Annotated in this window: 14 protein-coding genes; 9 read left to right on the top strand and 5 right to left on the bottom strand. The window is 58.4% G+C overall.

Going from position 1 to position 14470, the window contains the following annotated elements:
- Positions 1-723, top strand: a 723-nt coding sequence (locus P7F28_RS01700) for an NAD(P)-dependent oxidoreductase (RefSeq protein WP_277182694.1), incomplete at its 5' end; no start/stop codon positions are given.
- 114 nt (positions 724-837) lie between these two features.
- Positions 838-1551: an acetyltransferase gene (locus P7F28_RS01695; protein WP_277182693.1), complete on the top strand. Its 714-nt coding sequence runs from the start codon at positions 838-840 to the stop codon at positions 1549-1551.
- Here the strand turns inward: P7F28_RS01695 and P7F28_RS01690 are convergent.
- On the bottom strand, positions 1534-2352 hold the full coding sequence (locus P7F28_RS01690) for an alpha/beta fold hydrolase (RefSeq protein WP_277182691.1): 819 nt from the start codon (positions 2350-2352) through the stop codon (positions 1534-1536). The genes P7F28_RS01695 and P7F28_RS01690 overlap by 18 nt on opposite strands.
- Before the next feature lie 83 nt (positions 2353-2435).
- On the opposite strand from P7F28_RS01690, the gene P7F28_RS01685 reads away from it, so the two are divergent.
- Positions 2436-3341 carry a LysR family transcriptional regulator gene (locus tag P7F28_RS01685; protein WP_277182689.1) on the top strand — a complete coding sequence of 302 codons (906 nt, stop codon included), beginning with the start codon at positions 2436-2438 and terminating at the stop codon, positions 3339-3341.
- Between the two features lie 7 nt (positions 3342-3348).
- Here P7F28_RS01685 and P7F28_RS01680 read toward each other — a convergent pair whose 3' ends face one another.
- Positions 3349-5580, bottom strand: coding sequence for a TonB-dependent siderophore receptor (locus P7F28_RS01680; RefSeq protein WP_277182688.1), 2232 nt, complete (start codon positions 5578-5580; stop codon positions 3349-3351).
- A gap of 348 nt (positions 5581-5928) precedes the next feature.
- Here P7F28_RS01680 and P7F28_RS01675 point away from each other — a divergent pair, with 348 nt between their 5' ends.
- The 6 genes from P7F28_RS01675 to P7F28_RS01650 all read left to right on the top strand — a co-directional run bounded on the left by P7F28_RS01675 (position 5929) and on the right by P7F28_RS01650 (position 11880).
- The gene (locus P7F28_RS01675) at positions 5929-6438 is read left to right on the top strand and encodes a sigma-70 family RNA polymerase sigma factor (RefSeq protein WP_277182686.1); all 510 of its coding nucleotides are present in this window, start codon (positions 5929-5931) and stop codon (positions 6436-6438) included.
- Positions 6435-7397, top strand: coding sequence for a FecR domain-containing protein (locus tag P7F28_RS01670; protein WP_277182684.1), 963 nt, complete (start codon positions 6435-6437; stop codon positions 7395-7397). The genes P7F28_RS01675 and P7F28_RS01670 overlap by 4 nt, the downstream gene beginning before the upstream one ends.
- Before the next feature lie 89 nt (positions 7398-7486).
- The gene (locus tag P7F28_RS01665; protein WP_370467208.1) at positions 7487-9913 is read left to right on the top strand and encodes a TonB-dependent siderophore receptor; all 2427 of its coding nucleotides are present in this window, start codon (positions 7487-7489) and stop codon (positions 9911-9913) included.
- Between the two features lie 3 nt (positions 9914-9916).
- Positions 9917-10618, top strand: a complete 702-nt coding sequence (locus P7F28_RS01660) for a hypothetical protein (protein WP_370467207.1) — start codon at positions 9917-9919, stop codon at positions 10616-10618.
- A gap of 69 nt (positions 10619-10687) precedes the next feature.
- A complete protein-coding gene (locus tag P7F28_RS01655; RefSeq protein WP_277182680.1) occupies positions 10688-11467 on the top strand; it encodes a hypothetical protein in 780 nt (259 codons plus the stop codon).
- Between the two features lie 26 nt (positions 11468-11493).
- Positions 11494-11880, top strand: a complete 387-nt coding sequence (locus tag P7F28_RS01650) for a histidine kinase (protein ID WP_277182678.1) — start codon at positions 11494-11496, stop codon at positions 11878-11880.
- On the opposite strand, the gene P7F28_RS01645 is transcribed toward P7F28_RS01650, so the two are convergent.
- From P7F28_RS01645 to P7F28_RS01635, 3 genes are all read right to left on the bottom strand, one after another.
- A complete protein-coding gene (locus P7F28_RS01645) occupies positions 11877-12863 on the bottom strand; it encodes a lysylphosphatidylglycerol synthase domain-containing protein (RefSeq protein ID WP_277182676.1) in 987 nt (328 codons plus the stop codon). The two genes, P7F28_RS01650 and P7F28_RS01645, sit on opposite strands and share 4 nt — an antisense overlap.
- Positions 12860-13684, bottom strand: coding sequence for a hopanoid biosynthesis-associated protein HpnK (gene hpnK, locus P7F28_RS01640; RefSeq protein ID WP_277182675.1), 825 nt, complete (start codon positions 13682-13684; stop codon positions 12860-12862). Before hpnK ends, P7F28_RS01645 begins: the two co-directional genes overlap by 4 nt.
- The coding region (locus P7F28_RS01635) for a radical SAM protein (protein WP_277182673.1) at positions 13674-14470 on the bottom strand (797 nt) is incomplete at its 5' end. The genes hpnK and P7F28_RS01635, both read right to left, overlap by 11 nt.

Below are 14470 nucleotides of genomic sequence, written 5' to 3'. Positions count from 1 at the left end.
ATCGACAAAACCGCCTGCACAGAACAGAACATCGTCGTATCGAATATACGCGGCTATGCGGTGAACACGGTCCCCGAACACACCTTCGCGCTAATGCTCGCCCTGCGCCGCAACATAACCGCCTACCGCAACGACGTCCTCACCGGCGAATGGCAAAAATCCGGCCAATTCTGCTTCTTCAACCACGCCATTAAAGACCTGAGCGGCGCAACGCTCGGCATCATCGGCGAAGGCGTGCTAGGCCAACGCGTGGCAGAAATAGCAAAAGCCTTCGGCATGAAGCCCATTTTTGCCGCACATAAAGGCCGCGACGGCTTAGGCCCGCTCTACACACCGTGGGACGAAATGCTCGCGACAAGCGACGTCATCACCATCCACAGTCCGCTCACACCGCAAACCCGCAACATGATCTCGACGAAAGAATTCCGAGCAATGAAGAAAGCACCGCTGCTCATCAACACCGCGCGCGGTGGTCTGGTCGATGAAGCCGCACTCGTGGAAGCACTCGACGAAGGTTTGGTCAGCGGCGCGGGCTTCGATGTGCTCACAAGCGAACCGCCCGCCGCCGATAACCCGCTGATGCACGTGGCATCACGCCCCAACGTGATCGTGACGCCGCACGTGGCATGGGCATCGGATGAGGCGCAGCAAACGCTTGCGGATCAATTGATGGACAATATCGCCGCGTTCGTCGCGGGAAATCCGGTGAATGTGGTGAAGTAAGCTAACGCGGCATCGCAAATCGACGAAAAGAGCACGAAATAAGGCTCTTTTCAACGCGCTGCTTGTCCTTACTAAAACTTACCATGACGTGCGTCCTACTCTTACCAACACGTCATGAATGTAACGACCACGGACGACTGCACCGGCGTGATGCCGGATCATCCTTTCGCGAAGCAATTTATCGTGCTGGGCTATCGCGACGGCGCGTTCTCGTCGATTCCCAATAACTTCTTTCGCGACTGGCTGGACGAGGAAGCGAAGGTCGGCACGTTCAGCATCGGTCGCGGTTCGGGTATCGGCGTTGGTTCTATCGCTAAATACGATGCCGGACAGCAAAGCCTCAAGATCGGCCGCTTTGTCGCGGGCGGTCTGCGGCTGCGTTTTTTGCTCAACGGTCAGCACGATATCCGCACGATCGCGACGACCATGTTCAGCGTATTCGGCAACGGCATGCTCAACGCGCCGCCGCCGCAGTATGGCGATACCGTCATCCACGATGACGTGTGGATCGGCGATGAAGCGATGTTCCTCGGCGGCAGCAATATTGCAAGCGGCTGCGTGATCGGTGCGCGCACGGTGGTGCCGCCGAACTTTCATACCGAGCCGTATGGCATTTATGTCGGTTCGCCCGCGCGGCTGGTGCGATTCCGCTTTTCCGAGAAAGTGCGCGAAAGTCTGCTCGAACTCGCATGGTGGGAAATGCCGCTATCGTGGATTCGTGATAACAACACGGCATTTCTGGCGAATCTTACGGATGACGAAGGACTTTCGCTGGAACTGCTGGCCGAACTCAAGCGTCTCAAGCAAGCCTCATCCGTCGCGCTCTGAGATGAATCGCCGTATTGTTGCGGCGACTTCTTTGGGCGCTTCGAGTGGCGAGAGATGGCCCACTCCCGTCAGCATCACGAGCCGCGCATCGGCTAAGCGCGGCAGCAATTCCGCACGCAGCGTCTCCACACGATCCACCTGATCGCGCTCGCCTCCAATCACCAGCACAGGCACATCGATATGCGCAACGTGTTCGGTGATGTCCTCGCGCATAGCGATATCGAGCCAGCCGGTTTTGGCTTGCGTTGCGCCGCGCAGACTGTCTTCGATCACTTGCTCGCGTTGCGCACCCTTGAGTTTCGTATCGCCGGTCAGCACGTTATCGACGACGAATTCGACGGACTCACGCGAATCATAAGCATGCGCCATAAAGGTGCGCTGTTCATCGTCGATCAACGTAGGCGACGGTGGCGATGGCGCGATCAGCACCAGTGCTTCCAGCCCAAGCGGTCTACGCGATGCCAGCAATTGCGCCGCCTTGCCGCCCATCGAATGACCGACGAGCACGTAGCGCTTCAAATCAAGCGATTCAATCGCGTTCTGCGCATCATCAGCGAGATCGGCAATCGTGTAGCCCGTCGCGGGCGCATCCGATTCGCCCCATCCGCGATGATCGGCCGCCACGGTGGCGTACGTGTCCGCGAGTTCGTCCACGACGTATCGCCAGCTTCGTGACGAACCGCCCCAGTAATGCAGAAACACGAGCGCGAGTTCGCCCTCGCCCGCTGTGCTCACGTGAATGCGCACGCCATTCGACTGAATATCCATGATCGCTTTCTCCTTGAAGATCGTGATGTTCATCGTAGAGCCTTGAATCACGCTTGATAATTGGCGATTGATGATCTTCAGCCGATAATCACGCTATCGAATCGAGGAGACGGTTTATGGACCGGTTCACGTGCATCAGCGTGTTCGTTGCGGCTGTCGATGAAGGCAGTCTCGCGGCGGCCGCGCGGCGTTTCGGTTTATCGGCGGCAATGGCGGGGAAATATGTGAGCGCGCTGGAGACATCGCTGAATGCGCGGCTGCTTCAGCGCACCACACGCCGCCTGAGTCTTACCGATGCGGGCCACGCGTACTACATTCGCAGCAAGCAAATTCTCGAAGCCTTCGACGAAGCCAATCGCGAAGCGAGTGACTCGCAGAGCACCGCACGCGGCGTGTTGCGTGTGGCCGCGCCCGTTACTTTCGGCGCAATGCACTTGGGCGATGTCGTCGCACGTTATATGGAAGCGCATCCGCACGTCAACGTGGAAGTGCTGCTGAACGATCGTTATATCGATATGCTAACGATCGGCACGGACCTCGCCATTCGCATCGGACGATTGCCGGATTCGGGGCTGGTCGCAAGAAGAATCGCGCCTTGTCGCATGACGCTATGCGCATCGCCGGATTATCTGAAACGTCACGGCACGCCGCGCACGCCCGACGATCTTCAACGCGCGCAACGGCTCGCGTTCAGCGAGGCGGTTTCCGCAGGCGACTGGACCTTGGTCGATAAAAAAGGCCGCACATTCGATATCAACGGCCCATGCCGCATGAGCGCCAACAACATGCAGATGCTGCTTGCCGCAGCGCTCGCAGGCGCGGGCGTGGCCTACGGTCCGACCTTCGTATTTGGCGCGCCTATCGCGCGTGGCGAATTGATCGCGTTGCTGCCCGCGTATCGCGCGACGGAACTGACCATTCAGGCCGTGTATCCGAGCGCGCGACACGTGCCGCTCAAAGTGCGACGGTTCATCGACCATCTGATCGAATCATTCGGTGATGCACCGCCGTGGGATCGCTGAACACTGCTTACTGATAGAAATTCAGCGTCAGCATGGCGGAACGACCCGGCGCCCACGTCGCGTAGATCGGATACGCGGTCGAGAAATACTTACGGTCGAAGATGTTGTTCACGTTCAACTGCAAGTCCACGGTCTTGGTCACGTGATACGTGGCGACGGCATCGACACGGGCATAACCCGGCGTCCACTTTCGTACGGTCGGCGAAACCGATGCGTACGTCTTGCTCGCCACCGCCACGCCCGCACCAACCTTAAGCTTCGGCATCACGTCGTAGAAAGACCAGAGCGTGAAGTTGTGCTTGGGCACCGTAACCATCGGGAGTCCGGATGAAGTGGGGCTGGCCGCGCCTGCATCGACGGTGATTGCATCCAGATACGAATAGCCGCCGAACACGCTCCATGCGCCGGTGATATTGCCCGCCGAGCCGACTTCCACGCCGCGCACGCGCTGCTTGCCTGCGTTGATGGTGCCGCCGAGGCCATCGCTGACGCGCGCGTTGGTCTTGTCGGTCTGGAACAGCGCCAGATTCAGCGACAATCGATCCAGCACGTCCCACTTCGCGCCCACTTCAATATTCCGGCTGCGTTCCGGCGACAAGTCCTGATTGGTGGTCGTCAACTGATCGGTGCCGCCGCCAATACCCGAGTTCGCGCCCGGCGGATTCGCCGACGTGCCATAGGACGTATACAGGCTCACCGAAGGCACCGGCTTGTACACGAGACCGACCTGATAGCTGAACAGGTTCGCGTTGTTGGTCAGATCCTTCGCGCCTTGCTGAATCGCCGTCACATCGAAGCGATCGAAGCGCACGCCCGCATTGAACAACCATTGATCCGTGATCTTCACGCTATCGAACAGATACGCGGATGCCACGTTGGTCTGCGTATGCGTCGCCGCGCCGGGAAAACCGGTATCGCCATTCAGCACGATATGGCCGAGCCACGGATTGTCCGGATTCCACGCGTTGATGCCCGTGCAGTTATACGCCACCGCACACGGTGTATTCGAACGGATATTGTTGCCCGCGCTGTCCGTCACGAGATAGCCTTCATACAGGCTCTTTTCGTGACTGAATTCGATCCCGCCCGTCATGGTGTGCTCCATGCCGAGCAGCGTCGCCTTGCCGGTCAGTTCGGTTTGGTTAGTAATACTGTTGGTTGCATACTTGCCGCTTTTCGCCTGCAAACCCAGAATATTCGATGTCGCGCTCAGCAACTGCGGATTGGTCGCCACATAGTCCAGTGTCGAGCGACCAAACTGCGTGGTGTTCTTCAGCTTGAGATTGTCGTTGAAGCGATGTTCGACGCGCACTTCGCCCGTATCGGTCTGTCCGTAGCGGTAGTCGCGATTGTTGAAGCCATAGAACTGACTGCGATTGCTGTTGATCGGCGTGCCGCCCGTCGAACGGAATGGCACGCTGAAATCAGGCATATCGTAAGAATTCAGATGGTAGTAGCTCAGCGTGACCGTGGTCGGACTATTGAGGCCGAACGCGACCGAAGGCGCCACGCCCCAGCGCTTGCTGTACACGTTATTGCGGCCCGGCTGGTTTGCATCGTGGCCCATGGCATTGAAGCGGAACGCGTTGCCGTCACCGAACTTCTGGTTCACATCGACCGTCAGGCGCTTGTACGCATCCGTGCCAACGCCAGCGCTGCCGCTGATGAAGTTCTCGTTCTTCGGCGTCTTCGTTTCGATATCGATCGAGCCGCCTACCGAGCCGCGTCCCGCATAAACCGAGTCCGGTCCCTTGATGACCGTGATGATCTCGACATCGAAAGTCTCGCGGTTTTGCACGCCCGAGTCGCGAATGCCATCCACAAAAATCGAATTGCGCGATTCGAAGCCGCGAATCACCGGACGATCCGCCGACGGATTCGCCGCTGCATCGCCACCGAGGAAGGTGATGCCGGGCACGGTCTTGAGCGCATCGGCGAAGGTCGTCGCGTTGGTCTCGCGGATCAACTCTTCAGGAATGACGGTGATGGAGCGCGGGGTATCGAGCAAGGGCGCGGTGAATTTGTACGACGGCAGCGCCTTGGTCTGCAGGTCCGACTGAATGGCGTTGGCGTTCACCTTGACGGCGGGTAAGGTGGCGGCGATGGCGGTCGTGGCGGCGGTATCGGCGGTATCAGGCGCGGTCTGCGCCAGCGCTTGAGAAGGCAACGCGAAACTTGCGCAATAAAGCGCACCGACGGACGCGAGCAGGCGCGTCCGCGTCTTGAACTGAGCGGGCATGGTGAGCGTGTTGGAAGAGGTGAAGCCTCACATTGCATGAGGCGAACTGGCGCGGTCGGAGCCGCCTTAGACTTAGTAAATGGGAATGATCCGCATTAACTAACGGGGCGAAGTGTAATGTTTGTTAACAATCAAGTAAACAGACGTTGAAATTTTTTTGCCGAGTCTTGCTGGATAAGGCTCTGACGCAGCGATGAAAGCGTTTGCTAAGTAAACGCAAGCTAATTTATGAGATAATAGGAATGATTCTTATTCCTGGACGGCGATGAGGCGATGCTTTGAAGCATTGCGCTGACCAATCGCCGCTCGATGCGGTTCGATTCGCCTCTGACGCCGGGAACGCTGCGCATGTTGTCCAACGAGACGGTCTTGCAACGCGAAGTGGAAACGCTCTACTTCGATCATCACGCCTGGCTGCGCACGTGGCTCAGACGCAAACTCGGCTGCGCGCATCGTGCCGCCGATCTCGCGCACGACACTTTCCTGCGCCTGCTTGCACGCGACGAACCCATCGATGCCCGCGAGCCACGCGCCTTGCTCACCACCGTCGCGCAACGGGTGCTCTACAACCACTGGCGGCGCGAGCAGATCGAACAAGCCTGGCTCGATGCCCTCGCGCAGATGCCTGAGCCGCTCGCGCCTTCGCCTGAAGAACGCGCGCTGATCCTCGAAACGCTCTATGAAATCGACGCATTGCTCGATGGTTTGCCCGTGCCCGTGAAGCGCGCGTTTCTGCTAGCCCAACTCGACGGCGCGACACACGCGGAGATCTCTGCAGAACTGAACATTTCGATCGCCACCGTCAAGCGCTATCTGACGCGCGCTGCTGAACAGTGCTTCTTTGCGCTGCACGCATGAATGTGCCGAACATCGCGCCGCATATCGCAAAGCGCGCAGTGCATTGGTGGGTCGAACTCCAATCCGGCAATACACGCGATACCGACCGCCGCGCCTTCGAACACTGGCTCGCGGAACATCCCGATCATGCGCGCGCGTGGCGGCATATCGAATCGGTGAGCGGACGCATGCGCGGCTTGTCCGAGCACGCGAGCGCCGCACGCGCTGCGCTTGCACAGAAACCGGCGCGCAGGCGTCGTGAGTCGATCAAGCTGTTGATGCTGCTGTTTTTTGCGGGCGGCAGCGCATATGTGGCTGAACAGCGTTTGCCGTGGCGCGCGTGGAAGGCGGATTACCGGACCGCTGTGGGCGAGCGGCGCACCATCACGCTCGCGGACGGCACACGGCTGATGCTGAACACGGACAGCGCCATCGATATCCGCTACACGGCGGACGCGCGCCGTGTGCGGCTGGTGCGCGGTGAAATCATGGTGACGACCGGGCATGCCGAACCATCCTCAAGGCGCTTTTTCGTCGACACGACTCAAGCCACGCTCGAAGCGCTCGGTACGCGTTTCGCCGTGCGCCAAGATGCCGACAATGCGCGCCTCGACGTATTCGAAGGCGCGGTACGCATCGAACCGATGGACGCGCCGCAGAACGCCGCCGTGCTGCATGCGGGCGAACGCGCGCGCTTCGATCGCTTGCAAGTGGCGCGCGTGCAGCGTACCGATCCGGATGATGCCGCATGGACCAGCGGCCTGATTGTCGCCAGTCATATGCGGCTCGACGATTTCCTCGCGGAACTGAGCCGCTATCGCAACGGCCTCGTGCGCTGCGATCCCGACATCGCGGCATTGCGTTTGTCGGGCACGTATCCACTCGATGACACCGACCGCGTACTCGCGGCACTCGCCCACGCGCTGCCGGTTCGCGTCGAATATGTCACGCGTTATTGGGTCGCGGTGCGCCCGACCTAAAAAATTTTGCCGATGAGTGAGCTGTTTTTGATTCTCGCGGGACAAGACAGATAAGAGCACTCCAATCTATCTTCTGTGAGCAATCGAAAATGGGATCTTCAAGTCGGGCACGCATGATAGCGCTGGCGGTCAGCGTGCTGTTTGCGACAGCTTTATCTTCAACGCATGCCGTTTCCGCCGAGGCATCTGGCCATATCGCGCTAAAGCAGTACGACATTCCTTCGGGCTCGCTGGAATCCGCGCTGAATCGCTTCGGGCGCGAATCCGGCATTCTGCTCTCGTATCCGAGCGCGCTTGCCGCGAATCGCACGAGTGCTGGATTGCACGGCGAATACGGCATCAACGATGCACTCGTTCATTTGCTCGCGGGAACCGGTCTCGAAGCGCAGACGCAAGACGATGGCAGTTTCACGCTGATCGAACGTTCCAATACCTCACAAGCCTCGCCCGCCGATGCGACGCTGCCCGCGGTCACCGTCACATCGAACGCCTTTAAAACCGGCTCGTATCGCGAACCGAAAGAAGCCAGCGTCACGCGTTCCGACACGCCCATTCTCGATATCGCGCAAGCCGTCAACGTCGTGCCGCAACAAGTGCTGCGCGATCAGCGCCCGCGCAATCTGGACGATGCACTCGCCAACGTCAGCGGCGTCGTGCAAGGCAACACGCTGGCAGGCACGCAGGATACCTTACTAAAACGCGGCTTCGGCGGAAACCGCGATGGTTCGATCATGCACAACGGCATGCCGCTCGTGCAGGGACGCGGCCTGAATGCTGCGGCTGAGAGCGTCGAAGTGCTCAAGGGACCGACATCGCTTCTGTACGGCATCATGGACCCCGGCGGCGTGGTGGACGTGGTCAGCAAGCAGCCAATGCTCATGCCCTATCACGCGGTATCGCTCTATGGCTCGACGTACGGACACGACCGCAATGGTGCTGGCGGCACGCTGGATGCAACCGGTCCGATCGGCGATTCGGGAGTGGCGTATCGGCTGATTGTCGATCAGGTGAACGAGCAGTATTGGCGCAATTTCGGCGAGCATCGTGAGACGCTGGTAGCGCCGTCGCTCGCGTATTACGGACGCGATACGCAAGTGGTGCTCTCCTACGAGTATCGCAAGTATCTTTATCCGTTCGATCGCGGCACGGCGCTCGATCCGAGCACGAATGAACCGCTGGCCATTCCCGCACGCGAACGTCTCGACGAGCCATTCAACAATATGGCGGGCGAGTCGCATCTGGCGCAACTGAGCGTGGATCATCAGATCAACGCGGACTGGAAAGCGCACTTCGGTTACAGCTATAACCGTGAAACGTACGATGCGAATCAGCTTCGCGTGCAAGGCGTGAACAATGTTGCGGGCACGCTGTCGCGCAGTAACGACGCCACGCACGGCGCGCTCAGCACCGACAGTTACGCAATCGCTTATGTGGACGGTCACTTCAATACGTTTGGATTACGAAACGATCTTCAGGTTGGCGTGGACTCGGAATATCGTCGTATCTATCGGCGCGACCTGCTGCGTCAGGCCACCAAATACACGTTCAGCTATATCAATCCGGTTTATGGGCGCGAAAGCCCGTCGAGCACGATTTCAGCAAGCGACAGCGATCAGACCGACACGCTGCATGATCGCTCAATCTTCGTGCAGGATGCGCTGCATCTGACCGATAAGTGGATCGTCTCCGGCGGATTGCGTTATCTGTCGTACAACCAGGTAGCGGGCAAAGGCCGGCCCTTCGTCACCAACACGGATATTGACGGCGGCAAGTGGCTGCCGCGCGCGGGCATCGTCTATAAAGCGACGGAAACGCTCTCGTTTTACGGCAGTTATTCGCAATCGCTCAAGCCGACATCGACGATTGCGCCTTTGAGCTCGGGCGTGGTGATCGACTCGAACGTGTTGCCGGAAGAAGCGACTGCATATGAAGTCGGCGCGAAGATCGCGATGCCGAATGGTCTGACGGGCACGCTCGCGCTGTTCAATATCGACAAGAAGAACGTGCTGGTCTCGCAATATAACGACGCAACCAAACTCACCGATTGGCGCACCTCGGGCCGGGCGCGCTCGCGTGGCGTGGAACTCGATGTATCGGGACAAATCGGCCAGCATATCAACGTGATGGCCAGCTACGCGTATCTCGATGCGAAGACCACGGAAGACCCTTTGTATGCGGGTTATCGCTTGTGGAACGTGCCGCAGCATACGGCATCGCTTGCGGCGGTGTATGACTTCGGCACGCTGTTCGGTGGCGACGATTTCCGATTGGGCGCAGCGGGCCATTATGTCGGCAAGCGTCCCGGCGACTCTGCAAACAGTTTCACGTTGCCCGCTTATTTCATTGCGGATGCATTTGCATCGTATGAGACGAAAGTTGGTAAGCATAACGTTTCATTGCAGCTCAACGTGAAGAACATGTTCAACAAAACTTACTACCCGTCGAGCGCGAATCGCTATTTCGTAGCGATCGGCGATGCGCGGCAAGTGTCTCTGCTCACCACTTTCGAGTTCTGAACCATGTCCATTTCCACACGACGCCGCGCGTTGATGATCGCGCCTTTGATCGGCGCAGCACTTTTTCATGGCATAGCGAACGCGCAGGCACGCAGCATCGTGATGCTCGTGCAGTTGAACGGCCCGAATATCGATATCGATCGTGCCGCCGCCGCGCATCTTCAGGCGCGCGGCCATAGCGTGCAACTCGTCGATCAGGCTACGCGTCCGCACGATATTGGCACGCCGGATCTGGTGATCGTATCGTCAACGGTTTCATCGAAAGATGTCGCGCCTGGATGGCGTACGCTCGCTGTGCCGCTGCTTACGTGGGAAAACGATTTGCTCGACGACTTCGCCATGACCGGCAAGCGTCACGATATCGACTTCGGCGAAGCGCAAAAAGAGCGTTATTTATGGATCGTCAACGCGCCGCACGTGCTTTCGGCGGGGCTGCCTGCGGGCGTGGCGAATGTGTATCGCAAGCAGGCGGGCATGAGTTGGGGCAAGCCGGGATTGGGCGCGAGCATCATCGCAACGATCTACGGACAGCCGGAGCAAGCAGCCATTTTCGCCTATGAAAAAGGTGCGACGATGGATTATGAATCGCTCGCGCCCGCGCGCCGCGTGATGTTCTTTCTCGGCAACGATAGCTTCACCAATCTTTCTGCAGACGGAACGCGTCTCTTCGATGCCGCCATCGACTGGCTGATGCAACGCGCATGATCTAAGCGACGCCTAAGTCTCCTCGCCGAAAGTGCTTGCACAAACAAAGCACTCAAGAGGAGAACGACGATGCTGAACCCGCAGAAAGCCTTTCTGATACGCACCATCAATAAGGTGCCGGAAGTCACGCTGATCTTCTGGCTCATCAAGATCATGTCCACGACGGTCGGTGAAACCAGCGCCGACTTTCTTGCAGTGAATGTCGGCCTTGGCACGCTCGTCACCGACATGATTACCGGCTCGCTGCTTGTGGTCGCACTCGTCATGCAATTGCGCGCGCGCCGCTATGTGCCGTGGCTTTATTGGCTGACCGTGGTGCTGGTGAGCATCGTCGGTACGCAGATTACGGATGCGCTCACCGATGGCGCGGGCATCAGTCTCTACGTCAGCACAAGCGTATTCGGCGTACTGCTCGCGGCCGTGTTCTTTCTCTGGTATCGATCCGAAGCCACGCTGTCGATCCGATCCATCGATACACGCCGACGCGAACTCTTCTACTGGTGCGCCATTCTGTGCACCTTCGCGCTCGGCACCGCAGCGGGCGATCTCGCCACCGAAGCGCTCGGCTGGGACTTTTCCATCGGCGTACTGATCTTCGGCGGAATGATTGCGGTGACGGCGTTTGCGGCGTACTGCGGGCTGAATCGCGTGCTGGCGTTCTGGATTGCTTACGTTCTGACGCGGCCGTTCGGTGCATCGCTGGGTGACCTGCTTTCGCAGCCGCAGAAATATGGCGGTATGGGTTTAGGGACGATTATCACCAGCTCGCTCTTCTTTATCGTCATTGCGGCGTTGGTCGTGTGGCTCAGCGTGCAAAAACCATCGTCCGGTAAATCCAGTATCGCTTGATAGTTAAATTTCTTAGGGAGAAAAACATGCGCAAGTTCGTGGTGAGTTTTGTTGTCGGTGCGGCGGCTTTGTTTGCATCACTGTCGCCGTCTTGGGGATTTGAATTGATTGCATCGGCTCAGGCAGCTTCCAAGCTAGGTGATTTAAGCTCGTTCCGTACTATCGTTGTGGATACGCAGGCTAAGGTCGATAAGGGCGATTTGGCCGGTGCGAAGACACGTATCAAAGATCTGGAAACGTCTTGGGACGAAGCCGAACCTGCGCTCAAACCGCGCGCCGCGCATGACTGGCACACGGTGGATAAAGCCATCGATCATGCGCTTGAAGAATTACGCGCCAAAGCGCCGCAACAGGCTAAGTGCAAGCAAGCTTTAAGCGATTTGCTTGCAGAAATGGATAAGGCCAGTCATTAAGTCTGACGCTGCTGCGATGAGATGCGCTCACCGCGCGCATCGACGAAACGCAGCAGCATCAGCGCGATGCCGCCCCAGACGAATTCGCGCGCACGCTTCACGAGCGCCATCGACAACGCGGCTTCGCGATCGACACCGAATACGCTTGCTATCGCGACGATCGCCGCTTCCTGAACGCCCAGTCCCGCCGGCGCGATAAACACCGCATTTCGAAGGCTTTGCGTGAGCGCTTCGATTGCAACTGCACCTGCTATCGAGACAGGATGCCCGAGCATCTCAAAGCCCAGGAATATTTCGATAGAACCGAGTACATAGCCTGCAAGCTGCCATGCGAATGCACGCAGACAAAGCACAGGCCTTTGCAGAAGCGCGCGAACATCGTGGTCGAGACGCTTGCCGTCGAGCTTTGCATCCGCGCCGAGCCAGCGCCGCGCCATCGCTTCGAGCCGATGAAACGGCGCACCGCGATGCGCGATTACGAAGGCTGCTATCGCGATCGGCAAGGACATCGCCAATCCCCATGCAATAAGTTGCGGCAAGCCGTGTGCATCGCGCAGCGTCATGCAGAGAATCGCGAGACCGAGCACGGCGAGCGCATATTGAACCGCAATCGTCACCAACACTTCGACGATCACGGATGCACTCACGCGGCTCAAATCAGCCAGATAACGCGATGCGAGCCGTATTCCTGCGATCTCGCCGCCTATACCAAGCACCGGTAATAAGCGCCCTACCGCTTCGCGCACGACCGCAATCCACCATAACGCGGGCAAGGGAATGCGCTCATCCAACAAGAGTTGCCAGGCGCGCGCATCGAGCAGAAGCGGCAAGGCATGCAAAGGCACGAGCCACAGCAGAATCGGCCCGGTATGCGCAATCAACGCCCACGCGTCGGACATGCCTTCATGCACGGCAAACGCGATCAGCAAAGCGAGCGCCAACGGCCATCGCATCCACGCAATGCGCTTGAAAAAGGCCTTCATCCGCAGATATCCGCGAATGCGCCGTGCATCGCACCCGTTTGCGCGATGGCTTGCGCGACGCGTGGCGAGCACAGCGCCGCGAGTTCATCCGCGTGACGATAGCCTTGCATCGACGCAGTGATCGGTGTGTCATCGCCTACCGCAGGATGACTGTAGACTTCGAGCACGCCGCGTCGCGGATGTTCGAGCAGCGCGAGCATGGTCGCTTCGTCCATGCCACCCGTGGCCGAGATACCCGCGACCCAATCGTTATGCGCTATGCCCGCGCGATCGAGTTGCATCTTCATCCACGCAGCCCACGGCGCGAGAAACAGCGAACCGTTCACTTCACGCGGCAGGCGCATGGCACGCATACCAAAGCCCGCGCCGATTTCGATGATAAGCGCCAGCACGGTCGGATGAAAATGAAAATGCTTGTGGGCGTTGACATGATCGAGCGTTAAGCCAGTCGCCGCAAATGCTTCGAACTGCGCACGAATTTCTTGAGCTAGTTGCTCGCGCACGTCAGGCAGAAAAAAGAAACGGAAACCGTTAAGCACCATGCGGTCATCAAAGCGGCCACGTCGATCGACAAGCAAGGGAATATCGCTTGCAGGCGATGTCGCCAACCCATCCGCCAGCACGATATGCAAGCCCACGCGCAGCTTGGGCATACGCCGCGCGCGCGCAATCGCATCGTGCGCGGCCGGGCCGCTTACCATCAGACTTGCACAGGTAAGCACGCCATCACAATGCGCACGCTCGACCGCTTCATTTACGCGCTCGTGCAGGCCGAAGTCATCGGCGGTGACGATCACGCCGCGCATACCATCACGCTTCATGTGCACGCAGGAATCGGAAAAATTCGACGCCTTCGCGCAAGCGTCGCTTCATCATGTCCCAGCTTGTCAGCATTTCACGCACGATTTCCCATATCTTCGATGGCCGGAAATAAAAGCGCTTATAGAAGCGCTCAAGCTCATGATAAATCTCATCACGCGACAGATGCGGATAACCGATCGCCGCCAGCTGTACGCCTTCCTTACTGACGAGATTGATTGTCTTGTTCTCCGCCAGCCAACCGTTATCAACCGCTTGCTCATAAAGCTTGGTGCCAGGATATGGCGCCGCAAGCGATACCTGAATGGTGTGCGGATTGATTTGCTTGGCGTATTCGATGGTCTTTTCTATCGTCTCCTTCGTCTCACCCGGCAAGCCAAGAATAAACGTGCCGTGCACCTTGATCCCGAGCTTATGGCAATCCTCCGCAAAGCGCCGCGCGATATCCGTACGCAAGCCTTTTTTGATGTTCAAGAGAATCTGATCGTCGCCGGATTCATAGCCGACTAAAAGCAGACGCAAGCCATTTTCCTTCATGATCTTGAGCGTCGAAAACGGCACGTTCGCTTTGGCGTTGCATGACCACGTAACGCCAAGTTTTCCTAAGCCGCGCGCGATTTCTTCTACGCGCGGTTTGAAGTCGGTAAAGGTGTCGTCGTCGAACATGATCTCTTTGACTTCGGGCATGTTGTCGCGAATCCATTTCACTTCTTCGAGCACATTCTCGACCGACCGTACGCGATAACGATGTCCGCCCACAGTCTGCGGCCACAAACAAAACGTGCAGC

This window comes from Caballeronia sp. BR00000012568055, from assembly GCF_029439455.1.
Classification (GTDB): domain Bacteria; phylum Pseudomonadota; class Gammaproteobacteria; order Burkholderiales; family Burkholderiaceae; genus Caballeronia.
The sequence above is the reverse complement of the archived record's forward strand: the minus strand, read 5'-3'. Positions and strand labels throughout refer to the sequence as shown.